Below are 25,216 nucleotides of genomic sequence, written 5' to 3'. Positions count from 1 at the left end.
TTATGAGAAGGAAAATCGTTGCAGGAAACTGGAAGATGAACACCACGCCCGTCGAAGGCGTGGAACTGGCGAAAGCCGTGGCCGCCGGCAAAGGCGAGGTGTGCCCGTGCGTGGACTTTATCGTAGCCCCTCCCTTCACCCACCTGTCGGAGGTGGTTAAAGCGACCCGCGGAACCGGTATCGCCGTGTCGGCCCAGAACTGTGCCGACGAGGCCAAAGGGGCCTATACCGGCGAGGTTTCGGCCGCCATGATCGCTTCGCTGGGTGTGGAATACGTGATCCTCGGCCATTCGGAGCGTCGCCAGTATTACGGTGAGACGAGCGCTACGCTCAACAAGAAGATGGCGCTGGCGCTGGCCAACGGCCTCCGGCCGATCTATTGCGTGGGCGAAAATCTGGCCGAGCGCGAGGCCGGCAAGCATCTGGACGTGGTGACGGCCCAGATCGAGGAGGTGGTTTACAACCTCACGCCCGAGCAGTTCGCCAACGTGATTGTCGCCTACGAGCCCGTGTGGGCCATCGGTACGGGTAAAACCGCCACGGCCGAGCAGGCACAGGAGATTCATGCGCATATCCGCGAAGTGCTCCGCAAGAAATTCGGTGCCGCGGCCGAGCAGACTCCGATCCTCTACGGAGGCAGCTGCAAGCCGTCGAATGCCGCCGAACTGTTCGCCAAACCCGATGTGGACGGCGGTCTGATCGGGGGCGCATCGCTGGTAGCTGCCGATTTTCTGGCTATCGGCAAGGGATTTGCGAAATAGTCGGATATTCCGAAAAGATAAGCGAGGGGCCGTCCGGTAACGGACGGCCCCTCGCTTTTTTCTTTGGGGAACCTTTTCTGGAGAGGTGTTTGGCGGGACAGGTCATGCGGGAGGGGTTGTGGATGTGTGGATGCTGGTCGTCGGGAAGGGTTTTCCGCGAATGCGGCGGTTGATTGCCGGACGGTCCGGGGTTGGCATCTCCCCGTCCCGGGGGGGGAGCGAGCAAAAAAAACCGCTTCGGAAAGAAGCGGTTTCTTATCACGGAGACTGTGCCTATTCGAATTCGATCAGCAGCGTGTCCTTGGGTACGTTGGCCCCGACTTCCGCGTCGATCTTCTTCACCACCCCGTCGATCGGGGAGAGCACGTTGTTATTCATCTTCATGGCCCGGAAGGTCATCAGGCAGTCGCCCTTGCGCACCTTGTCGCCCACCTTCACGCGGTATTCCACCACCGAACCCGGCATGAACGAAAGAATGTGCCGGGGATTGGCCGGCTCCCATTTTTTCCGGTTCAGATAGGCCTTGTTGAAGGTCGTCCGGAACTCGCCGCTTTCGGTCGAAAGTACTTCGTAGTTCTTCTCTGACATGGCTTCGGCGGTTTAGAACGGGGGCAGACCGTGTTTTTTCTTGGGACGGCCCACGTTTTTGGTTGCGGCGACCTTGAGGGCCTCCACGATGAATTTACGGGTTTCGGCCGGGGCGATCACGGCGTCGATATAACCCTTCGAAGCGGCTACGTAGGGGTTGGCGAACTTCTCGCGGTACTCCTGGATTTTGAGCTTGCGCATCTCCTTCGGGTCCTCGGCGTCCATGATCTCCTTGCGGAAGATGATGTTGGCGGCGCCCTCGGCGCCCATCACGGCGATTTCGGCCTGCGGCCATGCGAAGACGAAGTCCGAACGCAGGTGGCGCGAACCCATGGCGATGTAACCGCCGCCGTAGGCCTTGCGCATGATGATCGTGATCTTGGCCACCGTACTCTCGCTGTAAGCGTAGAGCATTTTGGCTCCGTGGCGGATCACGCCGGCATGTTCCTGGTCGATGCCCGGCAGGTAGCCCGGCAGGTCTTCGAGGGTGACGATCGGAATGTTGAATGCGTCGCAGAAACGGATGAAGCGGGCGGCCTTGTCCGACGAGTCGCAGTCGAGCACGCCGGCCAGTACCAGCGGCTGGTTGGCCACGAAGCCCACGGTCTCGCCGTTGATCCGGGCGAAGCCGACCACGATGTTGGCGGCGAAGAACTCCATCACCTCCATGAATTCGCTGTCGTCCACAATCGAACGGATCACGTCGCGCACGTCGTAGGGCTGCGACGGATCGGCCGGAACGACCTCTTCGATCTTGTATTTGGCCAGCGGTTCGGCAGGGGCTACCTTTTCGGCTTTCTGGGTGTTGTTGGCGGGCAGCATGCTGATGAGCGTGCGGATCTGCTCGAAGCACTCGTCCTCGCTGTGGGCGAAGAAGTGTGCGTTACCCGTCTGCTCGGCATGTACGCGGGCGCCTCCGAGCTCTTCGTCGGAAATCTCCTCGCCGAGCACGGTCTTGATGACGGCCGGGCCCGTGATGAACATTTTCGAAATGTTCTCCACCACGAAGACGAAGTCGGTGAGGGCGGGCGAGTAGACGGCACCGCCGGCGCAGGGGCCGAGGATCACCGAAATCTGGGGAATCACGCCGCTCGAGAGGGTGTTGCGGAAGAAGATTTCGCCGTATCCGGCCAGGGCGTTCACTCCCTCCTGGATGCGGGCGCCGCCCGAGTCGTTGATGCCGATCAGCGGAATGCGCATGTTCAGCGCGTAGTCCATGATCTTGGTGATCTTGCGGGCGTGCATGAAGCCGAGCGAGCCGCCGGCCACGGTGAAGTCCTGTGCGAAAACGGCCACGGGCGATCCGCAGATGGCGCCCGTACCTATAATAACACCGTCGCCGGGCAGGTCTTTGTCCTGCATTCCGAAGTCGATGTTGTCGTGCTTGACGAAAATGTCGTACTCCTGGAAGGTGTCTTTGTCCAACAGGGCGATGATTCGCTCGCGGGCCGTGAGCTTACCCATGGCCTTCTGCTTCTCGATGGCCTTCGTTCCGCCTCCGCAGAAAATCTTCTGTTTACGCTGCTCGAGGTCGAGAACCTTTTTGTCTTCTGACATAAGAATCCTATTTAAGTGGTTAGAATTGAGTCCGTTAATTTTCCTTTCCCGCCCCGGGGGACGGGAAAGTTCCGTTGCAAGTTTACGAATTATTTTCCAAATCGGAGCATTTTCCGTCCCGAATCGTGTCCGACTACCGGATAAGTTCCTGGTATACAAAACATTTATTGGGGAAGGCCGCCCGGGGAACCTCGTTTTCGAAAATGCCGTACAAGGCCGAGCCCGAGCCCGAGAGGGAGGCGTATACGGCGCCCGCATCGTAAAGGCCGCGTTTGATCTGCGCCAACTGCGGATAGAGGGCGAACACGGAGGGCTCGAAGGCGTTGACCACCGTCTCCCTCCACCTGTGCAGCGGGGCGGCCAGCCGTTCGCGCAGCGGAGTTTCCGGCACGGAGGGCCGCACGTCCCGGTAGGCTTCGGCCGTGCCTACGCCGAACGGGGGTTTGACAATGGCCAGGTATTTGCCGCGCAAGGGTTCGGGAACCGATCCGTCCTCCGTCCACGGAGTGAGGATTTCGCCCCGGCCCGAGGCCAGGGCCGGCCGGTTGCGGATGAAGAAGGCCGTGTCGCTTCCCAGCCGGGCCGCCAGCGATTCCATTTCTTCGTCGGAAAGTTCCAGCGAGAAGAGTGCGTCGAGCAGCCGGATCGTGAAGGCTGCGTCGGACGATCCGCCTCCCAGTCCCGCCCCGAACGGGACAGCCTTGAGCAGGTGGAGCGATACGGGGCCGACGGCATGCCGTTCCCGCACGAGGCGGAGCGCCTTCAGGCAGAGGTTCCTTTCGGGCGGGCAATCTACGGCGAGGCCCGCGCAGGAGAAGGCGTCCCGTTCCGCGGGGAGCGCCTCCACGGCGTCGCAGAGCCCGCGCACGGGGAGCATCAGCGTTTCGATGTCGTGGTAACCGTCCGGCCGCCGGGCGAGGATGTCGAGCCCTATGTTGATTTTACAGTTGGCGAAAAAGAGCATGGCGTGTGCGCATGAGTGAAGTCCAAAGGTAGTGATATTCGAGAATAAATTCGTACCTTTGACCGTTATCTTTCAAAAAAACGGACGAATCTATGAATTTCAGCAAAACGTGTATATGGGCCGTGTCGCTGCTGCTGGTGGGTGCGGTTTCCGCGAAGAACGTGAAGGTGAACTATGTGGTGACCAATCCCGACAGTGAGCCCCGCAAGGACGAGCCGGTGGTGATTCCCGTTTCGGCTTCGTGGGTGAAGTCGGCCACGGTCTATGCGGACGGGAAGGAGATTCCCTCTCAGATGGACGATCTCGACCGCGACGGACGGGCCGAGGAGCTGGCTTTCGTGGTCGATCTGGAGCCCCGCGAACAGAAGGAGCTGAAGATCGTCTATTCGGACAGGAGCGTCTCCGCCGACCGCTATCCTTCGCGGGTGCATGCCCAGATGTTTCTGAAGGACCCCGGGACCAGGGAGTTGACGGCTACGGATGTGGTGACGGCCACCGAGGACAACATGTACAATAGGCTGCATCACCACGGTCCGGCGTTCGAGTCGGACATGATCGCTTACCGCATCTACTTCGACAAGAAGCAGACGATAGATATATACGGTAAAAAGAACAAGGGACTGGAGCTGGCCGAAACCATGTGGTACCCCACCGACGAGCAACTGGCCCGGGGGATGGGCGACGACATCATCCGCGTTTTCGGCAGCGTGGGCGTGGGTGCCCTCAAGGGCTGGGACAACATCGGGCAGCAGGCGATCCATATCGCCCCGATGACCGAGCGTCAGGCGCGGATTCTGGCCAAAGGTCCCGTGCGCACGGTGGTGGATATGCAGGTGAAGGGCTGGAAATACAACGGCCGCGACATTGATATGAACTCCCGGTACATTCTTTGGGCCGGGCACCGCGATGCCCAGGTGCAGAACACGCTCGGGGGCGACCTGCGGAACCTCGTGTTCTGCACGGGCGTGATGAAGATGGCCGAGCACACCTCTTATGTGGACGATCGGGGCGTCGCCGCCGTGTGGGGAACGGACTATCCGGTGAACGACACCGTGAAATACCCCAAACAGACCTGCGGGCTGGCCGTGGCCATCGCTCCGGAGTACATCAAGGAGCGCCGTGACGACAAGGTCAACTATCTCTACCTGCTCCGTCCCGACGCGCGGGGCCGGATCGACTACCGCATGACGGTGGCCGCCGAGAAGGAGAGTTTCGGATATAAGAGCGCGGAACAGTTTTTCGATTACGTGAAGGCGTGGGCCGGGACCCGGCCCGCCCGGATCGGCGTGGGCCGCATGAAGATGGTGACGGCCGCCGACGGCATTACGCGCGAACGCGCTTTCGTGGCCGAGGAACTGCCCCGCGAACTGACCGAATAGCGCGCATACGATGGAGTTCCGCACCCCGATACGGATTCCCGCGTTCGGTTTCGGAATCGACCATTCGGTTCCGGGGCTGGCCGTGGGTTCCTGCTTCGCCGAGGAGATCGCCGGGCGGCTGGCCCGGGCGAAATTCCCCGTCGTGTGCAATCCGTTCGGCGTGCTGTACAATCCGCTCTCGGTGGCGGGCATGTTCCGGTCGCTGGCCGGAGGACGCCGCTACGGCAGGGCCGATCTGGTGCGCAACGGGGAGCTTTGGGTCAGCTTCGACCATCACGGCAGTTTTTCCGATCCCGATCCGGACGTGGTGCTGGAGCGGATCGCCCGTGCTTCGGCAGCCGGAGAAGAGGCGTTGCACGGTGCCGGCTACGTGATCGTCACGCTGGGAACGGCCTGGGTGTACGAACGGAAGGCGGACGGAGCCGTCGTGGCCAACTGCCACCGTTTCCCCGCCTCGGAGTTTGTCCGCCGCCGGCTTTCGGTGCGGGAGGTCGTGGAGGCCTTCGCACCTCTGCTCGAAAAGGCGCCGGAGGGGGAAGACGGCCGTGCTTCCGGCGGCTGCCTGGGCGGAAAGAAGGTGATCTTTACGGTGAGTCCGGTCCGTCACCTGAAGGACGGGCTGGCGGAAAACGCGCTGAGCAAGGCCATGCTGCTCGTGGCCGTTCACGAGCTGACGGAGCGTTATCCCGATACGGTCTATTTCCCGGCCTACGAAATCCTGACGGACGATCTGCGGGACTACCGGTTCTATGCCGCCGACATGGTGCATCCGTCGGAGACGGCGGCCGAATATGTCTGGCAGCTCTTTCGGGAGGCGGCCCTCTCTCCCGCCGCACGTGCGCTGGCCGACCGGATCGGGGAGATCGTCCGGGCGGCCGCCCACCGTCCGCTGCGGCCGGACACGGAGGCTGCCCGCCGCTTCCGGCACACTTATTACGAACAGGCGCGTCTGCTGATGCAGGAGTGTCCCCCGGTGGACATGAGCGCCGAAATGGAGCGGTTCCGTGAGTAACTTCTTTTCGCTGAAACGGACTTTTCCCTGCCCGGGATGCGGGGCTCAGGTGCGCCTGCCGGGGTCGTGGTGCGCGGGCGTGGAGCGGGTATTCCGCTGTCCGGAGTGCCGCAGGGTCTTCAAAACGGGCTACAAAACGGGGGCGTCGCTCTTCGGGCTGGCCCTTTCGCTGGCGCTGGTGACGGTCAATCTCGGCGCGTGGCTCCTCTCCTCCCTTTCGCTGCCGCTGCTGGCGCTGGGGATCGTTCCTCTGTGGCTGCTCTACGGTTTCTGGCTCAGACGCTGGTGGTTGCTCCGAAAATGCGGCAAAACGAAATAAAAATGGTAAAAAGACGATAGTTTTTGCTACCTTTGCGCGGTTAATGTCTGTCATCCATGCGTGCGATTTCCCTCTTTTTCCTCTCGATAATCACCGTAGGCGCTTCGGCCCAGGGTGTCCGCAAGCCCCGGCTGGTGGTCAACGTCGTGGTCAGCCAGTTGCGCTACGACGATCTGGTTCGTTACGGGGACAAGTTCACCGAGGGCGGTTTCAACCGTTTTCTGCGGGAGGGCATGACCTTTACCGAGAGCGAATACGACTATATGCAGACCACCACGCCGGCCGGTCTGGCCACCCTTACCACGGGGGCCAATCCCTCGGCGCACGGAGTGGTGAATGCGGGGTGGTACGACTACGTGAACAACAAGCCGGTCTCGCTGGCCGACGATCCCTCCGTCTCCGGACTGGAGTGCGATGCCGGAGTGGGGCGCTATTCCCCCCTTCATGTGGTGGTGCCCACGCTGGGCGACCGGCTGAAGGAGGAGAGCCCCCGCAGCAAGGTGGTGACCGTCGCGTCTGATCCCGTGTCGGCCGTGGTGATGGGAGGACAGACCTCCGACGTCTACTGGATGGACACCACCCGCTGCACCTGGATATCCTCGACCGCCTATATGCGGACGCTGCCCGACTGGGTCGTCCGCTACAACGGGCAGCGGCTGGCCGATACCTATCTGGACTACGAGTGGAAATTGCTCAACCACCGGGAGAGCTATCGCAATGAGAGCTATTCGGTGATCGACTTCGAACCCGAGAGCCGTTTCAGAAAGATCGCGGCGCTGGGCTTCCTGCGCAGGAAAGAGATATCCCGCGACTATGCCCGGATTCCCCATACACCGGCCGGTATCACGCTGGTGAAGGATTTCGCCAAGCAGGCGGTCATCTACGAGGACCTGGGCAAGGACGAACACGCCGACCTGCTCAATATCTGTTTCGATACGCCCCGATATATCGGCAGCGCTTTCGGAGGCGGGTCGATGGAACGGGAGGACATGCTCTACCGCATGGACACCGAACTGGCCGACCTGCTCGATTTTATTTACGCGCAGGTGCCGGAAAAGGATGTGTTGGTCGTGCTGACGTCCGATCACGGGGTCAGCGATCCGTTCGACGCCGGGGCCCGTCCCCGGGAGCGGTTCAACGCGGCGCAGTTCCGGGTGATCGTGAACGGCTTCCTGTGTGCCCAATACGGATCGGGCGAGTGGGTCGTGGGATACCGCGACCGGCAGCTCTACCTGAACCGGACGCTGATTTACAGCCAGAACCTTTCGCTGGAGGAGGTGCAGAACCGCACGGCGGCCTTCGCTCTCCAGTTCCGGGGCGTCTCCCATGCGCTGACGGCCACCGCGCTGAGCGGCGGGTCGTTCGCCGAGGGGTACGGCAAGCGGATGCAGAACAGTTTCTATCCCAAGCGCTCGGGCGATGTGCTCATCAATCTGATGCCGGGATGGATCGAAGAGGACGAACAGGCGCGGGCCCTGTCGGGTTCGCTCTACGACTACGACACCCATGTGCCGCTGATGTGGCTGGGAGCCGGTATTCCCGCCTGCCGGGTGCGGGCACCCGCCGATATGCGGGACGTGGCGCCCACTTTGGCACGTATCCTGCGAATCACGAGACCCGTAGCTTCCGAGGGCAAACCCATCGAAGCGCTTGTATCACTACTTGAAGAGTAAATTTGCCATGACGACAGATCACGTACAGGAACAGATCATAGACGATTTCTCCGTCTTCGACGAGTGGCTGGACAAATACAATTATCTGATCGAACTGAGCCGCGAGCTCCCCGCGATCGACGAACGGCACCGCACCGAACAGTACCTTATCAAGGGGTGCCAGTCGAGGGTGTGGGTGGATGCCGAGCTGCGCGACGGCCGGGTGTACTTCGCCGCCGACAGCGACGCGATCATCACCAAGGGGATCATCGCCCTGCTCATCAAAGTGCTCAACGGACGCACGCCGCAGGAGATCATCGACACGGAACTCTATTTCATCGACCGGATCGGCCTTTCGGAGAACCTCTCCCCGACCCGCTCCAACGGGTTGCTGGCCATGATCCGGCAGATGAAGATGTACGCCGTGGCGTTCGCCGCCAGGGAGGAAGGAGGCGCGGCATGACGACCACTCCGCAGGAAATCCTGCGCATGGAGCAGGATATTATCCTCACGCTGAAAAACATTTACGACCCGGAAATCCCGGTCAATATCTACGACTTGGGACTGGTGTACGAAATCGACGTGGAGCCGGGCGGCGTGGTGAACATCCGCATGACGCTCACCGCCCCGAACTGTCCCATGGCGGACCAGCTGGTGGAGGACGTGAACAACAACGTGGCCAAAGTGAAAGGCGTGACCGAGGTGAATGTCGTACTGACGTTCGATCCCCCCTGGGACCGGAACATGATTTCGGAGGAGGCGCTGCTCGAACTGGGCATGCTGTGATTTCCGGCGTTCCCGGGGTGGGGACGCATCGTTGTCTGACTCTAAAACCCGACGAACATGAAACCTAACGCAGACAATCGGCTGCTCCGTCTGGTGTGGGGCGAACGGCTCTATCGTCCGGAGAGGCTGAACCTTGTCGACGGGGGACGTATCGAGGTCGTTTCCCCGGGCGATCCGGACGATGTGACGGGCTCTTTCACCGGAGCCCAGATCGTGCTGGAGGGTGCCGTATGTCGCGGAGACGTGTTGGTGGGAGAGTGCGGAGGGGATCGCAACCCTCGGCTTCGCGCGGTTGCCGACCGGGCGGTGCTTCAGGTGGTGGCCGCTCCTTCCGTGCCCGTCTGCCGTGCGGGCGGCGATCCGCTGCCCCAGGCGGTGATGGCCGTGGAGGAGTCCGTTCTGGAGGTTTACGGTGAGTTGCTTTCCCGGGCGGGCAGTTGCCGGTGCGGGGAGGAGATCGCGCGGATGGACGGTTTCAAGCGTCTGTCGCTGATGACCCGGCTGCAGGTCGAACGCCTCCACCGCAAGAGCTGCGAACTGATGGAGATTCATGCCGGGGGCGGGGAGAACTGGAACGAAACGCTTTATGTGATGCTCTTCCGTGCGATGGGAGACAACCGGAACAAGGAGGCGTTCACGCGTCTGGCCCGTACGGTGCCTTACACTGCGGTCTCACGCGAGCGGGGCTCGCTCTTTTCGGTCGAAGCCCTGCTGCTGGGCGGTTCGGGACTGCTCGAAACCCGCAGCGAGGACGATTATATCCTACATCTGCGGAAAGAGTTCGAGTACCTGCGGCGCAAGTACGGAATCGTTCCGATGCGGCCGATCGCCTGGAAACTGGGCGGTATACAACCCTACAATGCCCCGGTGCTCCGGATCGTGCAGATGGCTGCTTTCCTGACCGCGAAGGAGTTCGTGTTCGACAACCTGCTTGCCTGCCGTACGCCGCAGGACGTGCAGCGCCTCTTCAGTGCCGAGGCATCCGGGTACTGGACCACCCACTTCACCCCTTCGCGCCGTTCGGCGTTCACGCCCAAACGGATCGGGACGGAAAAGGCCAACCTGCTCGGGATCAATCTGGTGAGCGTGCTCCAGTTCGCCTATGCCAACAGCCGGGATGACGACCGGCTGCGCGAGGCGGCCATCGCCCTGCTGGAACAGACTCCCTGCGAGAGGAACCGGATCGTCGCCGGGTGGCAGGCGTGCGGTGTGGAGATAGGGAACGCCTTCGACTCGCAGGCCATGCTGGAGCTGACCCGTCTGTACTGCGGGCAGAAACGGTGCGCCGAATGCGGATTGGGTAAATATCTAATAAAACGGCGTTTCGCATAGGTATGTTCCCGGAAAAATCGTATATTTACACCTTCTTAACCGAAAAAATTTAAAGTAAGCATACATTATGGACATTTTATCAGGATTGATAAAGCTCTTCTTCGGCACCAAGAGCGACAAGGACCGCAAGGAGATCGAACCCTACGTGGAGAAGATCAAGGCCGTCTACCCCTCCATTGAGAAGCTCTCCAACGACGAGCTCCGCGAACGCTCGGAGGCGCTGAAGAGGGCTATTGCGGAGTATATCCGCCCCGACGAGGAGAAGATCGTGGAGCTCAAGGCCGAGCTGGAACATGCCGACACCTCGCTCGAGGATAAGGAGCGCATCTCGAAGGAGGTGGACCGCCTGACCAAGAAGATCGACGAGGATATCGAGGTGAAGCTGGAGGAAATTCTGCCCGAGGCGTTCGCCATCATGAAGGACACGGCCCGCCGTTTCAAGGAGAACGAGGAGGTGGTGGTGACGGCCAACGATTTCGACCGCGAACTGGCCGCCACGAAGGATTTCGTGCGGATCGAGGGCGACAAGGCCGTGTACAGCCACACGTGGAATGCCGGCGGCAGCCCGATCACCTGGGATATGGTGCACTACGACTGTCAGCTTTTCGGCGGCGTGGTGCTCCATAAGGGAAAGATCGCCGAGATGGCCACGGGTGAGGGAAAGACCCTCGTGGCTACGCTGCCCGTGTTTCTCAATGCACTGGCCCGCAAGGGTGTGCACGTGGTGACGGTGAACGACTACCTGGCACGGCGCGACAGCGAGTGGATGGGGCCGATGTACGAGTTCCACGGTCTGTCGGTGGATTGCATCGACCGCCACGAACCCAACTCGGAAGCGCGTCGCAAGGCATACATGGCCGATATCACCTTCGGTACGAATAACGAGTACGGTTTCGACTACCTGCGCGACAACATGGCCATTTCGGCCGAGGACCTCGTGCAGCGCAAGCACCATTTCGCCATCGTCGACGAGGTAGACTCCGTGCTGATCGACGATGCGCGGACGCCGCTCATCATCTCCGGTCCGGTGCCCAAGGGCGACGACCAGATGTTCGAGCAGTACCGCGCCCCCATCGAACAGCTCTACAACATGCAGAAGAACCTGGTGACCCAGCTTCTGGCCGATGCCCGCCGCCTGATCGGCGAAGGGAAGAACGAGGAGGGCGGCGTGCTGCTCTACCGGGCCCACAAGGGGCTTCCCAAATACAAACCGCTCATCAAGTTCCTCAGCGAGCAGGGCGTGAAGGCGCTCATGCAGAAGACGGAGAATGTCTACATGCAGGACAACAACCGCCGTATGCCGGAGATCGTGGACGACCTCTTCTTCGTGATCGACGAGAAACTCAACTCCGTGGAGCTGACCGACAAGGGACACGACGTGCTTTCGAAGGCCGTGGGCGAGGACAAGTTCTTCGTGCTGCCCGACGTGGGAGCCATGATCGCCGATCTGGAGAAGTCCGGTCTGACGGCCGAGGAGAAGGCCCGCAAGAAGGACGAGATCGTCAACGACTATGCCGTCAAGAGCGAACGGGTGCACACCGTCAACCAGTTGCTCAAGGCATACGGCATGTTCGAGCGCGACGTGGAGTACGTGGTGATGGACAACAAGGTGAAGATCGTGGACGAGCAGACGGGCCGTATCCTCGAAGGCCGCCGTTATTCGGAGGGGCTGCACCAGGCCATCGAAGCCAAGGAGCGCGTGAAGGTCGAGGCCGCTACGCAGACTTTTGCCACGATCACCCTCCAGAACTATTTCCGTATGTACCACAAGCTGGCCGGTATGACCGGTACGGCCGAAACGGAGGCATCCGAGTTCTGGAGCATCTACAAACTGGACGTGGTGGTGATCCCGACCAACAAACCGGTGATCCGCGACGACCGCGACGACCTGATCTACAAGACCAAGCGCGAGAAGTACAACGCCGTGATCGAGGAGATCGTGAAACTGGTGGGCGAGGGGCGTCCCGTGCTGGTGGGTACCACCTCGGTCGAGATTTCCGAACTGTTGAGCCGCATGCTGAAACTGCGCGGTATCAAGCATAACGTGTTGAATGCCAAGCAGCACCAGCTGGAGGCCCAAGTGGTGGCTGAAGCCGGGCGCACGGGCCAGGTGACCATCGCCACCAATATGGCCGGCCGCGGTACCGATATCAAGCTGACTCCGGAGGTGAAGGCTGCCGGAGGTTTGGCCATCGTGGGTACCGAACGCCATGAATCGCGCCGCGTGGACCGCCAGTTGCGCGGCCGTGCCGGACGTCAGGGAGACCCCGGTTCGTCGCAGTTCTTCGTCTCGCTGGAGGATAACCTGATGCGTCTGTTCGGTTCGGAGCGTATTGCCGGGCTGATGGACCGCATGGGACTCAAGGAGGGTGAGGTGATCCAGGCCGGCATGATGTCGAAGGCCATCGAGCGCGCCCAGCGCAAGGTGGAGGAGAACAACTTCGGTATCCGGAAGCGGCTGCTGGAGTACGACGACGTGATGAACGCCCAGCGCGAGGTGATCTACACGCGCCGCCGCCATGCCCTCTACGGCGAACGGGTAGAGATCGACCTGAACAACATCATGATGGATTTCGCGGAGACTTTCGTGGAGAATTACGGCGGGGACGATTTCGAGGACTTCTCGCTGGAGATGATCCGCCAGGTGGCCGTGCAGCCCTCGTTCGACGAGGAGACGTTTAAGAACTCCCGGAAGGAGGAGCTCGCGGACCGGATTGTGGCCGATCTTCAGGCCGCCTATGCCCGCCGGGCGCAGGCCGTGGCCGAGACCGCGATGCCCGTCATCAAAAACGTGTATGAGAACCAGGGCGGCCAGTATGAGAATATCTACGTGCCGATGACCAACGGTACGCTGGGGTACAACGTACCGGTCGAGCTGAAAAAGTGTTACGAGAACGGCTGTGTCGAGATCTACAAGGTGTTCAGCAAGATCGTGATGCTCACCACGATCGACGACAACTGGCGCGAGCACCTGCGCGAGATGGACGACCTGCGCCAGAGCGTGCAGAACGCCACCTACGAGCAGAAGGACCCGCTCCTGATCTACAAGTTCGAGTCGTTCGAACTGTTCAGCAAGATGCTGAACAAGGTGAACCGCGAAGTGCTGGCCGTGCTCAACAAGGGATATATCCCCGTGCGGGACAGTTCGGGCGAGGCGATGCAGCAGCGCCGCGAGCCGGAGCGTCCCAAGACCGACATGAGCAAGCTCCAGACCTCCCGCATGGAAGCCGCCCGTAATGCCGGGGCCGAGGACCGCGGCAAGCCGGCTCCGGTCCACGTGGAGAAGAAGGTCGGGCGCAACGAACCCTGTCCCTGCGGCAGCGGCAAGAAGTACAAGAACTGCCACGGACGGGGCGAATGATCCGTCCTCTCCGTGCCGGGGGATTTCCCGGCGGAAAATAGCGGGACGGAATGACGGTCCCGGAACGGAATACACCCCGGCTGCGAAGATATGCGGCCGGGGTGTGTTCGTGGTACGGGCCGGAATAGGAGAACGTTTTTACGGAGGGGCCATCTCCGTCCGTCCGGAAAAATATATGATATAAAAGAGAGGGATGAAGATAATTTGTAACAAAATTTTATAGATTTGTAGAAGATTATCACAAACTAATTCTTTTTAGTATGGATATAACACTTCGGCCCCTCTCGGGCAAGACCCGTCAGGAACATGACCTGCTCGGGAACATGAACGTCCCCGAAGAGTATTATTTCGGAATCCAGACCATGCGCGCGCTGGAGAATTTCCACATCAGCCGCGTACGGCTCTATTTCTTTCCCGAGCTGATCCGGGCGCTGGCCGACGTGAAGGAGGCTGCCGCCATGGCCAACCGCGACCTGGGACAGCTGGACGGAACGATCGCCTCGGCGATCATCGCGGCCTGCGAGGAGATCAAGGGCGGGGCGCTGCACGACCATTTCGTGGTGGACATGGTGCAGGGCGGAGCGGGCACTTCGACCAACATGAATGCCAACGAGGTGATTGCCAACCGGGCGCTGGAAATTCTGGGGCACGAGCGGGGCGAATACAAATATTGCCATCCCAACAACCATGTCAACCTCTCTCAGTCTACGAACGACGCCTATCCCACGGCGGTGAAGATCGCCCTGATCCGCAGCATAGGGAAGCTGGTCGGGTCGATCAAGTGGCTCGTGGAGGCATTCCGGGCCAAAGGCGTGGAGTTCGCGGGGGTGATCAAGATGGGACGTACCCAGTTGCAGGATGCCGTGCCGATGACTCTCGGACAGGAGTTCGAGGCCTATGCGGCCACTCTTTCGGAAGAGGTCGATCGGCTGGAACAGAATCTGAAGCTCTTTCTGGAGGTGAACATGGGCGCCACGGCCATCGGTACCGGGATCAATGCCGATCCCGACTATTCGCCCCTTTGTATCAAACACCTGCGGGAGATCACGGGCTTGCCCGTAGTGGCGGCCAGCAACATGATCGAGGCCACGAACGACACCGGTGCCTTCATCATGAACTCTTCGGCCCTCAAGCGGTTGGCGGTCAAGCTATCCAAAATCTGCAACGACCTGCGCCTGCTCTCTTCGGGACCGCGTACGGGGCTTAACGAAATCAATCTGCCGCCGATGCAGCCGGGCTCTTCGATCATGCCGGGAAAGGTGAACCCCGTGATTCCCGAGGTGGTGAACCAGGTGGCTTTCCGGGTGATCGGCAACGACCTGACGGTAACCATCGCCGCCGAAGCCGGACAGCTGGAGCTCAACGTCATGGAGCCGATCATCGTCCATTCGATTTTCGAGAGCATCGAGATGCTGGTCAACGGGATGAACACCCTGCGCGACAAGTGCGTGGCGGGTATCACGGCCAATGAAGATGTCTGCCGCAACATGGTCTACAACAGTATCGGGCTGGTCACGGCCCTCAATCCTTACTTGGGTTACGAGACTTCGACCGAACTGGCCCGCGAGGCGCTGAAGACGGGCCGGGGCATTTATGATCTGGTGCTGGAGAAAAAACTGATGAGCCAGGAGGAATTGGACAACGTCCTGCGTCCCGAGAATATGATAAAACCCCGGAAGTTCTGGCACAAATAGGAGCCGGAGAAACCGGATAAGGTCCGCGTGTGGCCGGTTCGCTTCAAACGGTTCCGCCCCTGCCGCAAACACCAGCGGCAGGGGCGTGCTTTTTGCCGGTCCGTTGTCCGGTTTCAGAGCTTCTTTCGGTAGCGGCAGTAGGCCAGGAACAGCGGCATGCAATGCCTGTACAGGAACCGCTTGTGGCCGGACAAGGGCGATGAGAGGGGTTCCAGGCCCGATTCCCGGCAGTAACGCAGGAGTGCCAGCAATTCTTTCCGGTTTCCACGGGACTCCTGGAAGACCGAACGGACGAAATATCCGATTTTCGCACGCAGGAGTGCTGCAGCTTCCGGGTCGCCTGCCTCCACTTTCTCCGTGACGAAGTCCGACAGGCTCTTCATGGTCATCAGCCGCTCGATCCGGTTCCGGAACCGGACGCTGTGGGTGCACGAACCTTCGCGGGCAACATAGTGATACACCACTTTCGGCACGTAGCGGATACTTTGCGCGAGGAAAAGCGCCCGGGGAGTGAACTCCTCGTCCTCATGCAGGGTGCGGACCATCCGCAGCGAATGACGTTCGAGCAAATCCCGGCGGTAGATATAGCAGTAGACCATGACGACGTAGCGGTCGGCCAGCAGGAAATCCCGGCCGCGCATCCGTCCGGTCGGGTTCTGTTCCGCCCGGACCAGATAGGGGTCCTTTTCCAGCAGGGTGCCTTCGGGTGTGACGCGGTCGAAGTTCAGACAGAGGACTTCCAGCCGCTCCTCTTCCATGATGCGGAGCAGTCCGCCCAGCGTGTTCGGTTCGAGGTAGTCGTCCGAATCCAGAAACAGGATATAGCGGCCCCGGGCCTGTGCCAGGCCCGTGTTGCGGGCCGTGCCGATGCCGGCATTGGGCTGTGGGATGAGTATGATGTTCCGGTGTTCGGCGGTCATCTCCCGCACCAGGGCGCCGGAGCGGTCCGTGGAACCGTCGTCGACCACGATGATCTCGTAGTCTTCGGCGGGAATGTCCTGGTCTGCGGCCGACCGGAGGCATTTGACTATATATTTTTCCGTGTTGTAGAGCGGAACGATGATGGATAACAACATGGCCGGTTAAAAATGTTTGAGACGGAGTTTGAAAATTCTTTTCTGGATACTGACCAGCGGATGGGGGTACAGTTTCAGATGGAATTGTTTGTAGTCGCCCATGATCTTCCGCTTGAGGAACAGGGGGCTCAGTTCGCCCGATGCGCAGCCCGCGCGGAAAATCGTCCGGAGAAAACGGCTGTGGCGCCTCAGATCGGAACGGGTGAAACGGAAATCCCTGTCGAGGTACATGTGCGTGTGCAGGTCCAGCTCCTGTTCGGTGTAGGGAATGTTCAGACGGTCGAACGTTTCGGCGAACACTTTTTTGGCGCTTTCGTCCTGGAGATGTTTCAGCCGTGTCGAGATCTGGTTTTCCCAGCGTACCCAGTAGAGCAGGTGTTCCGGGATATTGGCGAACCGCAGGTGGAAGGCGAGCCGGTTCCACAGGTCGAAATCCTCGGCCATGCCTTCGCGGTAGCGTTCGCCCGTGGCCAGAAACTTCTCCCGGCGCATCATCACTCCCGAGGTGGATAATACCGAGCCGAACAGCGTATGGACCTTCAGGTCGTCCGGACCCGTAGGCGCCTGAATGTTCAAGAGCAGGTGTCCCGCTCCGTCCACCATCCGGTACCACGTGCTGCACAAGTCGATTTCGGGATGGGCATCCAGAAAGGCGACCTGTTTTTCCAGCCGGTCGGGTGTGCAGTAGTCGTCCGAATCCTGCTGGGCCAGCAGCTCCCCGCGGGCCAGGTCGATCGCCCGGTTGCGCGTGGCGGCGGCCCCTAGGTTCCGTTCGTTCCTGTAAAAGCGGATGCGTTCGTCGTGGAAGGAGGCGATCACCTCCCGCGACCGGTCGGTCGAGCAGTCGTCTACGAGAATCAGTTCGAAATCGCGGAAAGTTTGCCCCAGCAGGCTTTCGATGCAGTGTCCGACCCATTGCTCCGTGTTGTAAACGGGTATGATGACGCTGACTTTGGGTATATTCATGTAAAATAACGGTTTTATCGGGGTTGTTGCAACGTGGGGTCAATCGTTTTTTCCGCCGCAGGTCTCTTCGAAGAAGACCCAGAGCCGGTCTTCGGCCGGTACGGGGGCGGTGATGCGTACCGGTTCCCGGCGGACGGGGTGGACGAACTCCAGCGTCCGGGAGTGGAGCGAGATGCCTCCGCCGGGCAGCGAACGGGCTGCGCCGTACTTCAGGTCGCCGCGGATCGGGCAGCCGATCCGGGCGAGCTGGCAGCGTATCTGGTGGTGGCGTCCCGTCAGCAGGCGGATGCCCAGCAGGTGGTAACGTTCGCCGCTGCCCAGCACGGTGTATTCGAGCCGGGCCTCCTTGCCCTCCTTCACCGGGCGGTCATAAGCCCGCGAACGGTTGCTCTTCCCGTCCCGTACGATGTAATGGACGAGAGTGTCTTCCGTCTTCCCGGGCATCCGTTCGGTCACGGCCCAGTAGGTCTTGCCGATCTCGCCCCGGCGGATCATCTCGTTCAGCCGCACCAGCGCCTTGCTCGTCTTGGCGAAGAGGACCGCGCCGCTCACCGGGCGGTCGATGCGGTGCACCACTCCGAGGAACACCTCGCCGGGTTTGTCGTCCCTCCGTTTGAGAAAGGCCTTGATCTGGTCTTCGAGGGCGCTTTCGCCCGACGGATCGGGCTGCACCAGGTCGCCTGCGTGTTTGTTGACCACCAGCAGGTGGTTGTCTTCGTAGAGGATGTCTTCGGGGCGGAACATACGTTCGGGTCGGGCGTGGATCGGTTAAAGTTCGAAAAGGAAGGGAAGCAGGTGGGTGGCCGTGTCGATCGCCGTGGCGCTGTCCGCTCCGGACATGATGACGCGGATCGGGGACCCCTGCCTGCGCTGGGTGTCGTTGATGACCTGCCGGCAGATGCCGCAGGGGTAGCACTCCCGCCGGTCGGGCAGCGAGGCGATGGCCAGCGTTTCAATCGGATCGCCGGCGTGGTGTGCCTGGTGATAGTAGAGCAGGCTGCGTTCGGCGCAGACACCCGCCGGGAAAACCTCGCTCTCCTGGTTGCTTCCCGTGATGATCTTGCCGCTGGCGAGCCTGGCCGCTGCACCGACCCGGAAATTCGAATAGGGAGCATGGGCCGTTCCACAGGCCTCTTTGGCCCGATCTACCAGTTCCCGGTCCCGGGGGGAGAGATCGGCCAGCGAATCGTAGTGGCGATAGTCGAAACTGAATGTCTGTTCCATAGTGCGTTTCATTTGAGGTTTGCGTCGCTTTCGTTTTTCCGGGGCCGTACGGCGCGCACCATGTGGCGTTTGCCGGGCGCTCCGGGCAGTCGGGTCACTTCATAGCCGGCCGCACGCAGGGCCCGTTTCACCGTCCCTTTGGCGGAGTAGGTGACCAGTGCGCCGCCGGGGGCGGTCTGGGCGAACAGTTTCCGGAAGAGTCCTTCCGTCCACAGTTCGGGTTGGGTGTCGGGCGCGAAGGCGTCGAAATAGATGATATCAAAGATAGCGTCCATGCGGGCGAAAACCAAATCTTCCGCCCGTTTCTCGAGCCGGAACCGGGGCGTGATCTCCGTCGGCTCGCCCCACGGGGCCCGGTGCAGCGCCCCGAAAAGCGGATCGTCCGCGTAGCGGAGCGCTTCGGCCGTCCGTATGTCCACGGGATAGGCTTCCACGGCCGTGTACCATACCGTTCGTCCGCTCTCTTCCGCCTCCCGCAGTGTGAGCCATGCGTTGAGCCCGCTGCCGAAACCCGCCTCCAGAATGTGCACGTGCGGCAGCGGACACCTTTTCAGACCTCCGGCGATGAATACGTGCCGCGCTTCGGCCACCGCCCCGTGCAGGGAGTGGTACGTCTCCCCGAAGACGGGATGCCGGAGCGTGGGCGACCCGTCTTCCGTGGGTTCTATGGCGGGATGGATCGCCTGCATCGGAAGTCTGTTCGGCGGGCGGGAGAGGCTCCCGCCCGTCATCCGGATTTACTGGGGCAGCGAGAAACGGATGGTCACCGTACTCTCTACCTTGATTTTCTTGAATTCCACGGTGGGGGCGCTCTCTTCGAAAGTGATGCCGTCGGCCATCTTCGCGGAGGCGCGGGCCAGCATGATGTTGTTGTAGACCACGGCGTTGCCGTTGTCGTAGTTCTGTATCTGCATCGCCTTGCCGATCTCCTGTCCTACGGCCTGAGCCAGCATCCGGGCCCGGGCCTGGGCCGCTTTGGCCGCCTCCACGCGCAGCTCGTCGCGCAGAGCCGCCACTTTCGAATAGCGGGCGCTCTGGATGTTCACGTTCGAGATGCCGGCTTCGTCCAGGGCGGTGAACAGGGGGGCGAGCTGTTCGCCGCCTACCATCAGCAGGAACGTCTTGGTGGTGCGTCCGTCGCTCTTGCGCAACAGGTAGGTCTGATATTGCGATTCGATGTTGTCGATGGTGAGGCTCTTCTCGAAATCAATACCGGCCTTTTTGATGGCCCGCATCATGTCGCCCTGGAGTTTGTCGATCGAAATTTTGCCTTTCGTGTCGTTCTCGCTGAGGACGATGCGCACGAAGATTTCGTCCGGGGTCACTTCGCGCGACGCGGTGGCCGAAGTCTCGATGTAAGGGGTATTGTTTCCGTTCTGGGCGGCGAGTCCGCTGCAAAGCATCAGCGCGGCTGCCATGAATAATAACCTTTTCATAATCGTCTGTTATTTTTTATTGTATATAATAAAAGTAGCCTATCGTCTCCTCGACAGTTTCACCACGTTCTCCACATGGTGCGTGTGGGGAAACATGTCCACCGGCTGCACCCGCTCCACGCGGTAGAGTCCGTCCAGCAGGGCGATGTCGCGTGCCTGTGTGGCGGGGTTGCAACTTACATAGACGATCCGCCGGGGTTCCGCCCGCAGGATGGTCTCCGCCACGTCCGGATGGATGCCCGCCCGGGGAGGATCGAGGATCACCACGTCGGGCCGGCCGTTCTCCGCGATAAAGGCGTCGCTCAGCACGTCCTTCATGTCTCCGGCGTAGAACACCGTGTTTCCGATGCCGTTGATCGCCGAATTGACCTTCGCATCCTCGATGGCCTCGGGCACGTACTCCACTCCAACAACCTTGCCGCACTGCCGGGCCACGAAGTTGGCGATGGTTCCCGTTCCCGTGTAGAGGTCGTAGACGGTTTCCCCGCCCGTGAGCTCCGCGAACTCCCTGGCCACCCGGTAGAGCCTCAGGGCCTGCGCCGAGTTGGTCTGGTAGAACGATTTGGGGCCGATCTTGAACCGGAGACCCTCCATCTCCTCGAAGATATGGTCGCGTCCCCGCCACAGCAGGACTTCCAGGTCGCCGAACGTGTCGTTCAGTTTCGTGTTCACCACATACATCAAAGATGTAATTTCGGGGAATTTCGTTGCAAGGCGGTCCAACAAAAGGGCGATTTTTTCCCGGTCGTCCCGTGCGAAGACCGCGATCACCATCACTTCGCCCGTCGATGCGGTGCGGATCACCAGGTTGCGCATCACTCCCCGGTGCTCCCGCATGTCGTAGAATTCGTAACCGTTCTCCAGGCAGAACCGTTTCACTTCGAGCCGGATCGGGTTCGACGGGTCGGGCTGGAGCCAGCAGCGGCGGATGTCGAGCACCTTGTCGAACATGCCGGGAATGTGGAAGCCGAGCGCCTCCGGATCGGCTATTTCGCCTCCGGCCTCGACCTCCTCGCGGGTCATCCAGCGTTTGTGGGAAAAGGTGAATTCCAGCTTGTTGCGGTAGAACTCCGTCTGTTCCGAGCCGAGGATCGGCTCCACCGGGGGGAGTTCCACCCGGCCGATGCGGGAGAGCTGGTCCTCCACCTGTTTCTGTTTGAACCGCAGCTGTTCGGGGTAGGGCAGGTTCTGCCACTTGCAGCCGCCGCACACGCCGAAATGTTCGCAGAAGGGTTCGGCGGCGAGTGCCGACCGTTTCACGTAACGCACGATCCGTCCCTCCATGAAACGCCTGCGTTTGACGGTCACCTGTACGTCCACCACATCGCCCGGCAGGGCCAGCGGGACGAACACCACCTGTTCGTCGTACCGGCCGAGCGCCTTGCCTTCGGCCGCGATGTCCACGATCTCCAACGCCTCGATCAGAGGCAGATTTCCTCTCTTTCTTGCCACGGTTGTTCCTGATTTGAAATGGATGACAAAGGTAGCGAATCCCATCCGTAATACAAAAAGAATTGTGGGCGGCCTTCCGGTGCCGGGAGATTCCGGAAACGGCCGTGACATGCGGATTCCGGGTACGGCCGAGGCGGACCGGGCCGAAATTTCTTAGCGTAAAAAATACGTAAATAGGAACGGGCGGCCGGGTCGGGTGCCGGACGGATTCCTGCAATCCGAAAGCGGGAAATAAACGGATTTAGCCGGGATTTTCCGTCCCGGACCCGGCACCGGAGACCGGAGGAACTTATGGGTAAAAATGAGCCGAAATGCTTATTTATGTATGGGCCAGTCGGTTGCTTTTAAGAAATAATCTTTTTTTATTTGTGTAAATTTATATTAATGGAATGGCTTGTTCGGGGGTTCGGAGTGTAATGCCTGTGTGTGTTTATAATTAATTATTAAATGTCGCGGAAAATACCGGCTTGCGACGGATCGGGGAATTGCAGTGCCATTTTTTTCAACATAATCCAAAACTATTTTAAAATGAAACTATTGACTAAAGTTCGTTTGCTGTACGTCGGCCTGCTGGCGGTCGCACAGTTGTATGCGGGACTTGCTGTCGCCCAGAGCGGGGAAAAGTTCACCGTCTCGGGGACGGTTTCCGGGGACGGGCAGCCGCTGATCGGCGCCACGGTCGTCGAATCCGGCACCTCCAACGGTACGGTGACCGGCAAGGACGGTAAGTTTACGCTGACCCTTTCCAAAAAGGGCGCTTCCGTGGAGGTCTCCTTCATCGGGTACCTCACCCAGAAACTCACGGTGAATGCCAGCTCGCTGAAGATCACCCTGCAGGCCGATACGAAAGAGATCGACGACGTGGTGGTCGTGGCCTACGGTACCATGCGCAAGCGCGACGTGACGGGGTCGATCGCCTCGATCTCCTCCGAGGCGATCGAGCGCAAGATTCCCTCGAACGTTTTCGAGGCGTTGCAGGGCCAGGTGGCCGGCGTGCAGATCACGGCCGGGTCGGGTCAGCCGGGTGAGAGCGCCCAGATCAACATCCGCGGTATCTCCACCTTCTCGGCCGACGGCGTGAAACCCCTCTACGTGGTGGACGGTATCCCGATGGAGGACATGGACGCCATCAACCCGGGCGACGTCGTTTCGATCGAGGTGCTGAAGGATGCCGCTTCGGCCGCCATGTACGGTTCGCGTTCGGCCAACGGTGTGATCCTCGTGACCACCAAGAGCGGACAGACGGGCACCCCGCGCATCGACCTGAAGTATTACCATTCATTCAGCCAGCTGTCGCACAAGCTCGCGCAGGCCACCCGTGCCGACCGCCGCTATTACGACCAGTTGCGCCGCGACTATTTCCTGGAGTACGGGGTGGGCTCTCCCAATGAGAACATGGTCATCATACAGGATTCGCTCAACGCCGCATTCAACGTGGATAACGACTACCAGGACCTCCTGTTCCAGTGGGGACAGAAAGACCAGGTGGACCTGAGCGTTTCGGGCGGGTCGAAAAAGATGAAGTATTTCGGCTCGACGAGTTACTACAACGAGCGCGGTATCATTCCCAACACGGATTTCCGGCGTCTCACCGCCCGTATCAATGCCGACTACACGGCCAACGAGTGGCTCAGCCTGCGCAGCCGTCTGTCGCTGGGCTATTCGCAGAAGAACGGCCTCAACGAAGGTCAGCTGATGACCGCCATGCTCTCGCGGCGTCCCTATTTCAACCTCTACTATCCGGACGGGACGCTGGCCGGCGTATTCCAGGGACAGAAGAGTCCGCTGGCGCAGGTGGAGTACACCACCGACCGCACGGAGTATTACCAGGCCAATTTCTACCAGGGATTCGACATCAAGCTGGCCAAGGGGCTGACCTTCCAGACCAGTATCAACGCGAACGCCTACCTCAATAAACGCAGCCGCGTCTATCCGAGCATGATTACCGACGAGTGGCAGACGAGCAACAGCGGCTACGCCACCGATTACCTGAACTGGAACTGGCTGAACGAAAATATCCTCACCTATAAGAACAAGTGGGGCAACCACAATTTCCAGGCCCTCGTCGGATTCAGCGAACAGCAGTGGCGGACCGATTCGAATGTGATGGAGGGTATCAACTCCTCCACCGACTTCATCCCCACGATGAACGCTTTCGCGGCGAACCTTACGCTCAGTTCGACCGGTACCTGGCAGCAGAACCACTCCATGGCGTCGCTGTTCGCCCGCGTCGCCTACGACTGGAAATCGAAGTATCTGATTCAGGCTACGTTCCGCCGGGACGGCTCTTCCCGCTTCTCGAAGGAGAACCGCTGGGGTAATTTCCCCTCCGTGTCGGCGGCATGGCGCATTTCGGACGAGCCTTTCATGAAGTTTTCGCGCCGGGCCCTCGACGATGCCAAGATCCGTGTCAGCTGGGGTATCACCGGTAACGAGCAGATCGGCAACTACGATTACCTCTATTCCTATGCGACGGGCGACATTTACGACGGCGTGGGCGGCGTCTATCCCGCACGGCTCGCCGTGGACAATCTGCGCTGGGAGGAGACCCGGCAGATCGACGTAGGTCTCGACCTGAGCTTCTTCGACAGCCGCATGACCGTCACGGCGGACTACTATGACAAATACACCGACGGTCTGCTGGCCAACCGCGAGCTGCCGGGCGAGTCGGGATTCTCGTCCATGCGGATGAACATGGGGGCCGTGAGCAACAAAGGTTTCGAGTTCTCGATCGCGGGCGACCTGATCCGCCGGCCGAACTTCCGGTGGAACGCTTCGTTCAACATCTCCCGCAACTGGAACAAGATCGAACAGCTCTCCGACGGCGATCCCTATCTGGAGAGCGACCTGTGGTGGATATCCGAAGGCGGATCGCTGGGCGACTTCTACGGCTACCGCCAGATCAACATCTTCCCCTACGACGAGTCGAACGCCTTCGTTCCCGGTTCCGGACAGCAGCTCACGCCCGTTTTCGAAAACGGCACTTTCAGCCACTATACGCTCAACGGCGAAGTCTATACGGGTGACATCGTGCAGAAGAAGCTGGCCAACGGCAAGGCGTTCCGCGGCGGCGACGTGAACTGGGTGGACCGCGACGGCAACGGCATCATCGACGAGAGCGACCGTATGATTATCGGCAACGCCCTTCCGACCTATACGGGAGGTCTGAGCACGACGATCACCTACAAGAGCGTCAGTCTCTTCGTCTCGTTCTACTATTCGTTCGGCGGGCAGATCTACAATTCGGCCGAACACACCCGCAACATGTTCCAATACAGTTCGACGACCCCTTCGCCCGACGTCATCTACAACATCTGGACCAAGCCCGGCGACCAGGCGCTCTACCCGCGTCCCTACAACGACGAGTACAACAACGCCCGTTACGCCAATTCGTTCTACGTCGAGGATGCCGATTACATCCGTCTGTCGAACATCCGCCTGTCGTACGATCTGCCCGAACGCTGGGTCAAACCGTTGCGCATCCAGGGCGTCCAGGTCTATTTCTTTGCGAACAACCCCCTGACGTGGACTTCGTACAGCGGATACGATCCGGAGTTCTCCACCTCGAATCCCCTGCAGATCGGCAAGGATACCTACCGCTATCCCAAGAAACGCGAGTTCGGTCTGGGTTTGAACGTTAAATTTTAATCCGTTGAT

General features: G+C 60.3%; 21 protein-coding genes. 11 read left to right on the top strand and 10 right to left on the bottom strand.

Features of this window, described 5'->3' with window-relative positions; all coding sequences use genetic code 11:
* The first annotated feature begins 2 nt into the window (after window positions 1-2).
* The gene (tpiA, locus tag INF32_RS06185) at window positions 3-761 is read left to right on the top strand and encodes a triose-phosphate isomerase (RefSeq protein WP_226387488.1); all 759 of its coding nucleotides are present in this window, start codon (window positions 3-5) and stop codon (window positions 759-761) included.
* 273 nt (window positions 762-1,034) lie between these two features.
* Here the strand turns inward: tpiA and INF32_RS06180 are convergent, their stop codons facing one another.
* From INF32_RS06180 to ispE, 3 genes are all read right to left on the bottom strand, one after another.
* Window positions 1,035-1,349 carry an acetyl-CoA carboxylase biotin carboxyl carrier protein subunit gene (locus tag INF32_RS06180; RefSeq protein WP_226387487.1) on the bottom strand — a complete coding sequence of 105 codons (315 nt, stop codon included), beginning with the start codon at window positions 1,347-1,349 and terminating at the stop codon, window positions 1,035-1,037.
* A 12-nt stretch (window positions 1,350-1,361) separates the two neighbouring features.
* On the bottom strand, window positions 1,362-2,906 hold the full coding sequence (locus tag INF32_RS06175) for an acyl-CoA carboxylase subunit beta (RefSeq protein ID WP_226387486.1): 1,545 nt from the start codon (window positions 2,904-2,906) through the stop codon (window positions 1,362-1,364).
* A gap of 133 nt (window positions 2,907-3,039) precedes the next feature.
* Window positions 3,040-3,870, bottom strand: coding sequence for a 4-(cytidine 5'-diphospho)-2-C-methyl-D-erythritol kinase (ispE, locus tag INF32_RS06170; protein ID WP_226387485.1), 831 nt, complete (start codon window positions 3,868-3,870; stop codon window positions 3,040-3,042).
* Window positions 3,871-3,962: 92 nt separating this feature from the next.
* Between ispE and INF32_RS06165 the strand changes: the two genes are divergently transcribed.
* The 9 genes from INF32_RS06165 (at window position 3,963) to aspA (ending at window position 15,405) form a co-directional block, all read left to right on the top strand.
* Window positions 3,963-5,249 carry a DUF4861 domain-containing protein gene (locus INF32_RS06165; protein ID WP_226387484.1) on the top strand — a complete coding sequence of 429 codons (1,287 nt, stop codon included), beginning with the start codon at window positions 3,963-3,965 and terminating at the stop codon, window positions 5,247-5,249.
* 10 nt (window positions 5,250-5,259) lie between these two features.
* Entirely contained in the window at window positions 5,260-6,261 is a 1,002-nt protein-coding gene (locus tag INF32_RS06160) for a GSCFA domain-containing protein (protein WP_226387483.1), read from the top strand.
* A complete protein-coding gene (locus INF32_RS06155) occupies window positions 6,254-6,580 on the top strand; it encodes a hypothetical protein (protein ID WP_226387482.1) in 327 nt (108 codons plus the stop codon). The genes INF32_RS06160 and INF32_RS06155 overlap by 8 nt, the downstream gene beginning before the upstream one ends.
* 56 nt (window positions 6,581-6,636) lie before the next feature.
* Complete coding sequence (locus INF32_RS06150) at window positions 6,637-8,253, top strand: alkaline phosphatase family protein (RefSeq protein WP_226387481.1); 1,617 nt, start codon at window positions 6,637-6,639, stop codon at window positions 8,251-8,253.
* A 7-nt stretch (window positions 8,254-8,260) separates the two neighbouring features.
* Window positions 8,261-8,695: a SufE family protein gene (locus INF32_RS06145; protein ID WP_226387480.1), complete on the top strand. Its 435-nt coding sequence runs from the start codon at window positions 8,261-8,263 to the stop codon at window positions 8,693-8,695.
* Complete coding sequence (locus tag INF32_RS06140; protein WP_226387479.1) at window positions 8,692-9,018, top strand: iron-sulfur cluster assembly protein; 327 nt, start codon at window positions 8,692-8,694, stop codon at window positions 9,016-9,018. The genes INF32_RS06145 and INF32_RS06140 overlap by 4 nt, the downstream gene beginning before the upstream one ends.
* 57 nt (window positions 9,019-9,075) lie before the next feature.
* A complete protein-coding gene (locus INF32_RS06135; protein ID WP_226387478.1) occupies window positions 9,076-10,350 on the top strand; it encodes a DUF2851 family protein in 1,275 nt (424 codons plus the stop codon).
* A gap of 67 nt (window positions 10,351-10,417) precedes the next feature.
* Entirely contained in the window at window positions 10,418-13,711 is a 3,294-nt protein-coding gene (gene secA / locus INF32_RS06130) for a preprotein translocase subunit SecA (protein ID WP_226387477.1), read from the top strand.
* Window positions 13,712-13,971: 260 nt separating this feature from the next.
* Window positions 13,972-15,405 carry an aspartate ammonia-lyase gene (aspA, locus tag INF32_RS06125; RefSeq protein WP_226387476.1) on the top strand — a complete coding sequence of 478 codons (1,434 nt, stop codon included), beginning with the start codon at window positions 13,972-13,974 and terminating at the stop codon, window positions 15,403-15,405.
* A gap of 113 nt (window positions 15,406-15,518) precedes the next feature.
* Here the strand turns inward: aspA and INF32_RS06120 are convergent, their stop codons facing one another.
* The 7 genes from INF32_RS06120 to rlmD are packed head-to-tail and all read right to left on the bottom strand — an operon-like array spanning window position 15,519 to window position 21,559.
* Window positions 15,519-16,481 (bottom strand): glycosyltransferase, encoded by a 963-nt coding sequence (locus INF32_RS06120; protein ID WP_226387475.1) that lies wholly within the window; start codon window positions 16,479-16,481, stop codon window positions 15,519-15,521.
* A 6-nt stretch (window positions 16,482-16,487) separates the two neighbouring features.
* Window positions 16,488-17,447: a glycosyltransferase family 2 protein gene (locus tag INF32_RS06115; protein WP_226387474.1), complete on the bottom strand. Its 960-nt coding sequence runs from the start codon at window positions 17,445-17,447 to the stop codon at window positions 16,488-16,490.
* A gap of 39 nt (window positions 17,448-17,486) precedes the next feature.
* Entirely contained in the window at window positions 17,487-18,191 is a 705-nt protein-coding gene (locus INF32_RS06110; protein ID WP_226387473.1) for an RluA family pseudouridine synthase, read from the bottom strand.
* A gap of 24 nt (window positions 18,192-18,215) precedes the next feature.
* On the bottom strand, window positions 18,216-18,671 hold the full coding sequence (locus INF32_RS06105; RefSeq protein ID WP_226387472.1) for a cytidine deaminase: 456 nt from the start codon (window positions 18,669-18,671) through the stop codon (window positions 18,216-18,218).
* Window positions 18,672-18,679: 8 nt separating this feature from the next.
* Window positions 18,680-19,360, bottom strand: coding sequence for a tRNA (5-methylaminomethyl-2-thiouridine)(34)-methyltransferase MnmD (mnmD, locus tag INF32_RS06100; RefSeq protein ID WP_226387471.1), 681 nt, complete (start codon window positions 19,358-19,360; stop codon window positions 18,680-18,682).
* 48 nt (window positions 19,361-19,408) lie between these two features.
* Complete coding sequence (locus INF32_RS06095) at window positions 19,409-20,107, bottom strand: SIMPL domain-containing protein (RefSeq protein ID WP_226387470.1); 699 nt, start codon at window positions 20,105-20,107, stop codon at window positions 19,409-19,411.
* A gap of 39 nt (window positions 20,108-20,146) precedes the next feature.
* The gene (rlmD, locus tag INF32_RS06090) at window positions 20,147-21,559 is read right to left on the bottom strand and encodes a 23S rRNA (uracil(1939)-C(5))-methyltransferase RlmD (RefSeq protein WP_226387469.1); all 1,413 of its coding nucleotides are present in this window, start codon (window positions 21,557-21,559) and stop codon (window positions 20,147-20,149) included.
* A gap of 528 nt (window positions 21,560-22,087) precedes the next feature.
* On the opposite strand from rlmD, the gene INF32_RS06085 reads away from it, so the two are divergent.
* Window positions 22,088-25,207 carry a SusC/RagA family TonB-linked outer membrane protein gene (locus INF32_RS06085; RefSeq protein WP_226387468.1) on the top strand — a complete coding sequence of 1,040 codons (3,120 nt, stop codon included), beginning with the start codon at window positions 22,088-22,090 and terminating at the stop codon, window positions 25,205-25,207.
* Window positions 25,208-25,216 lie beyond the last annotated feature (9 nt).

Origin of the sequence: Gallalistipes aquisgranensis (assembly GCF_014982715.1) — a bacterium.
Classification (GTDB): Bacteria; Bacteroidota; Bacteroidia; order Bacteroidales; family Rikenellaceae; genus Gallalistipes; species Gallalistipes aquisgranensis.
Note: the sequence above shows the minus strand (reverse complement) of the source record. Positions and strands in the feature narration are given on the sequence as shown.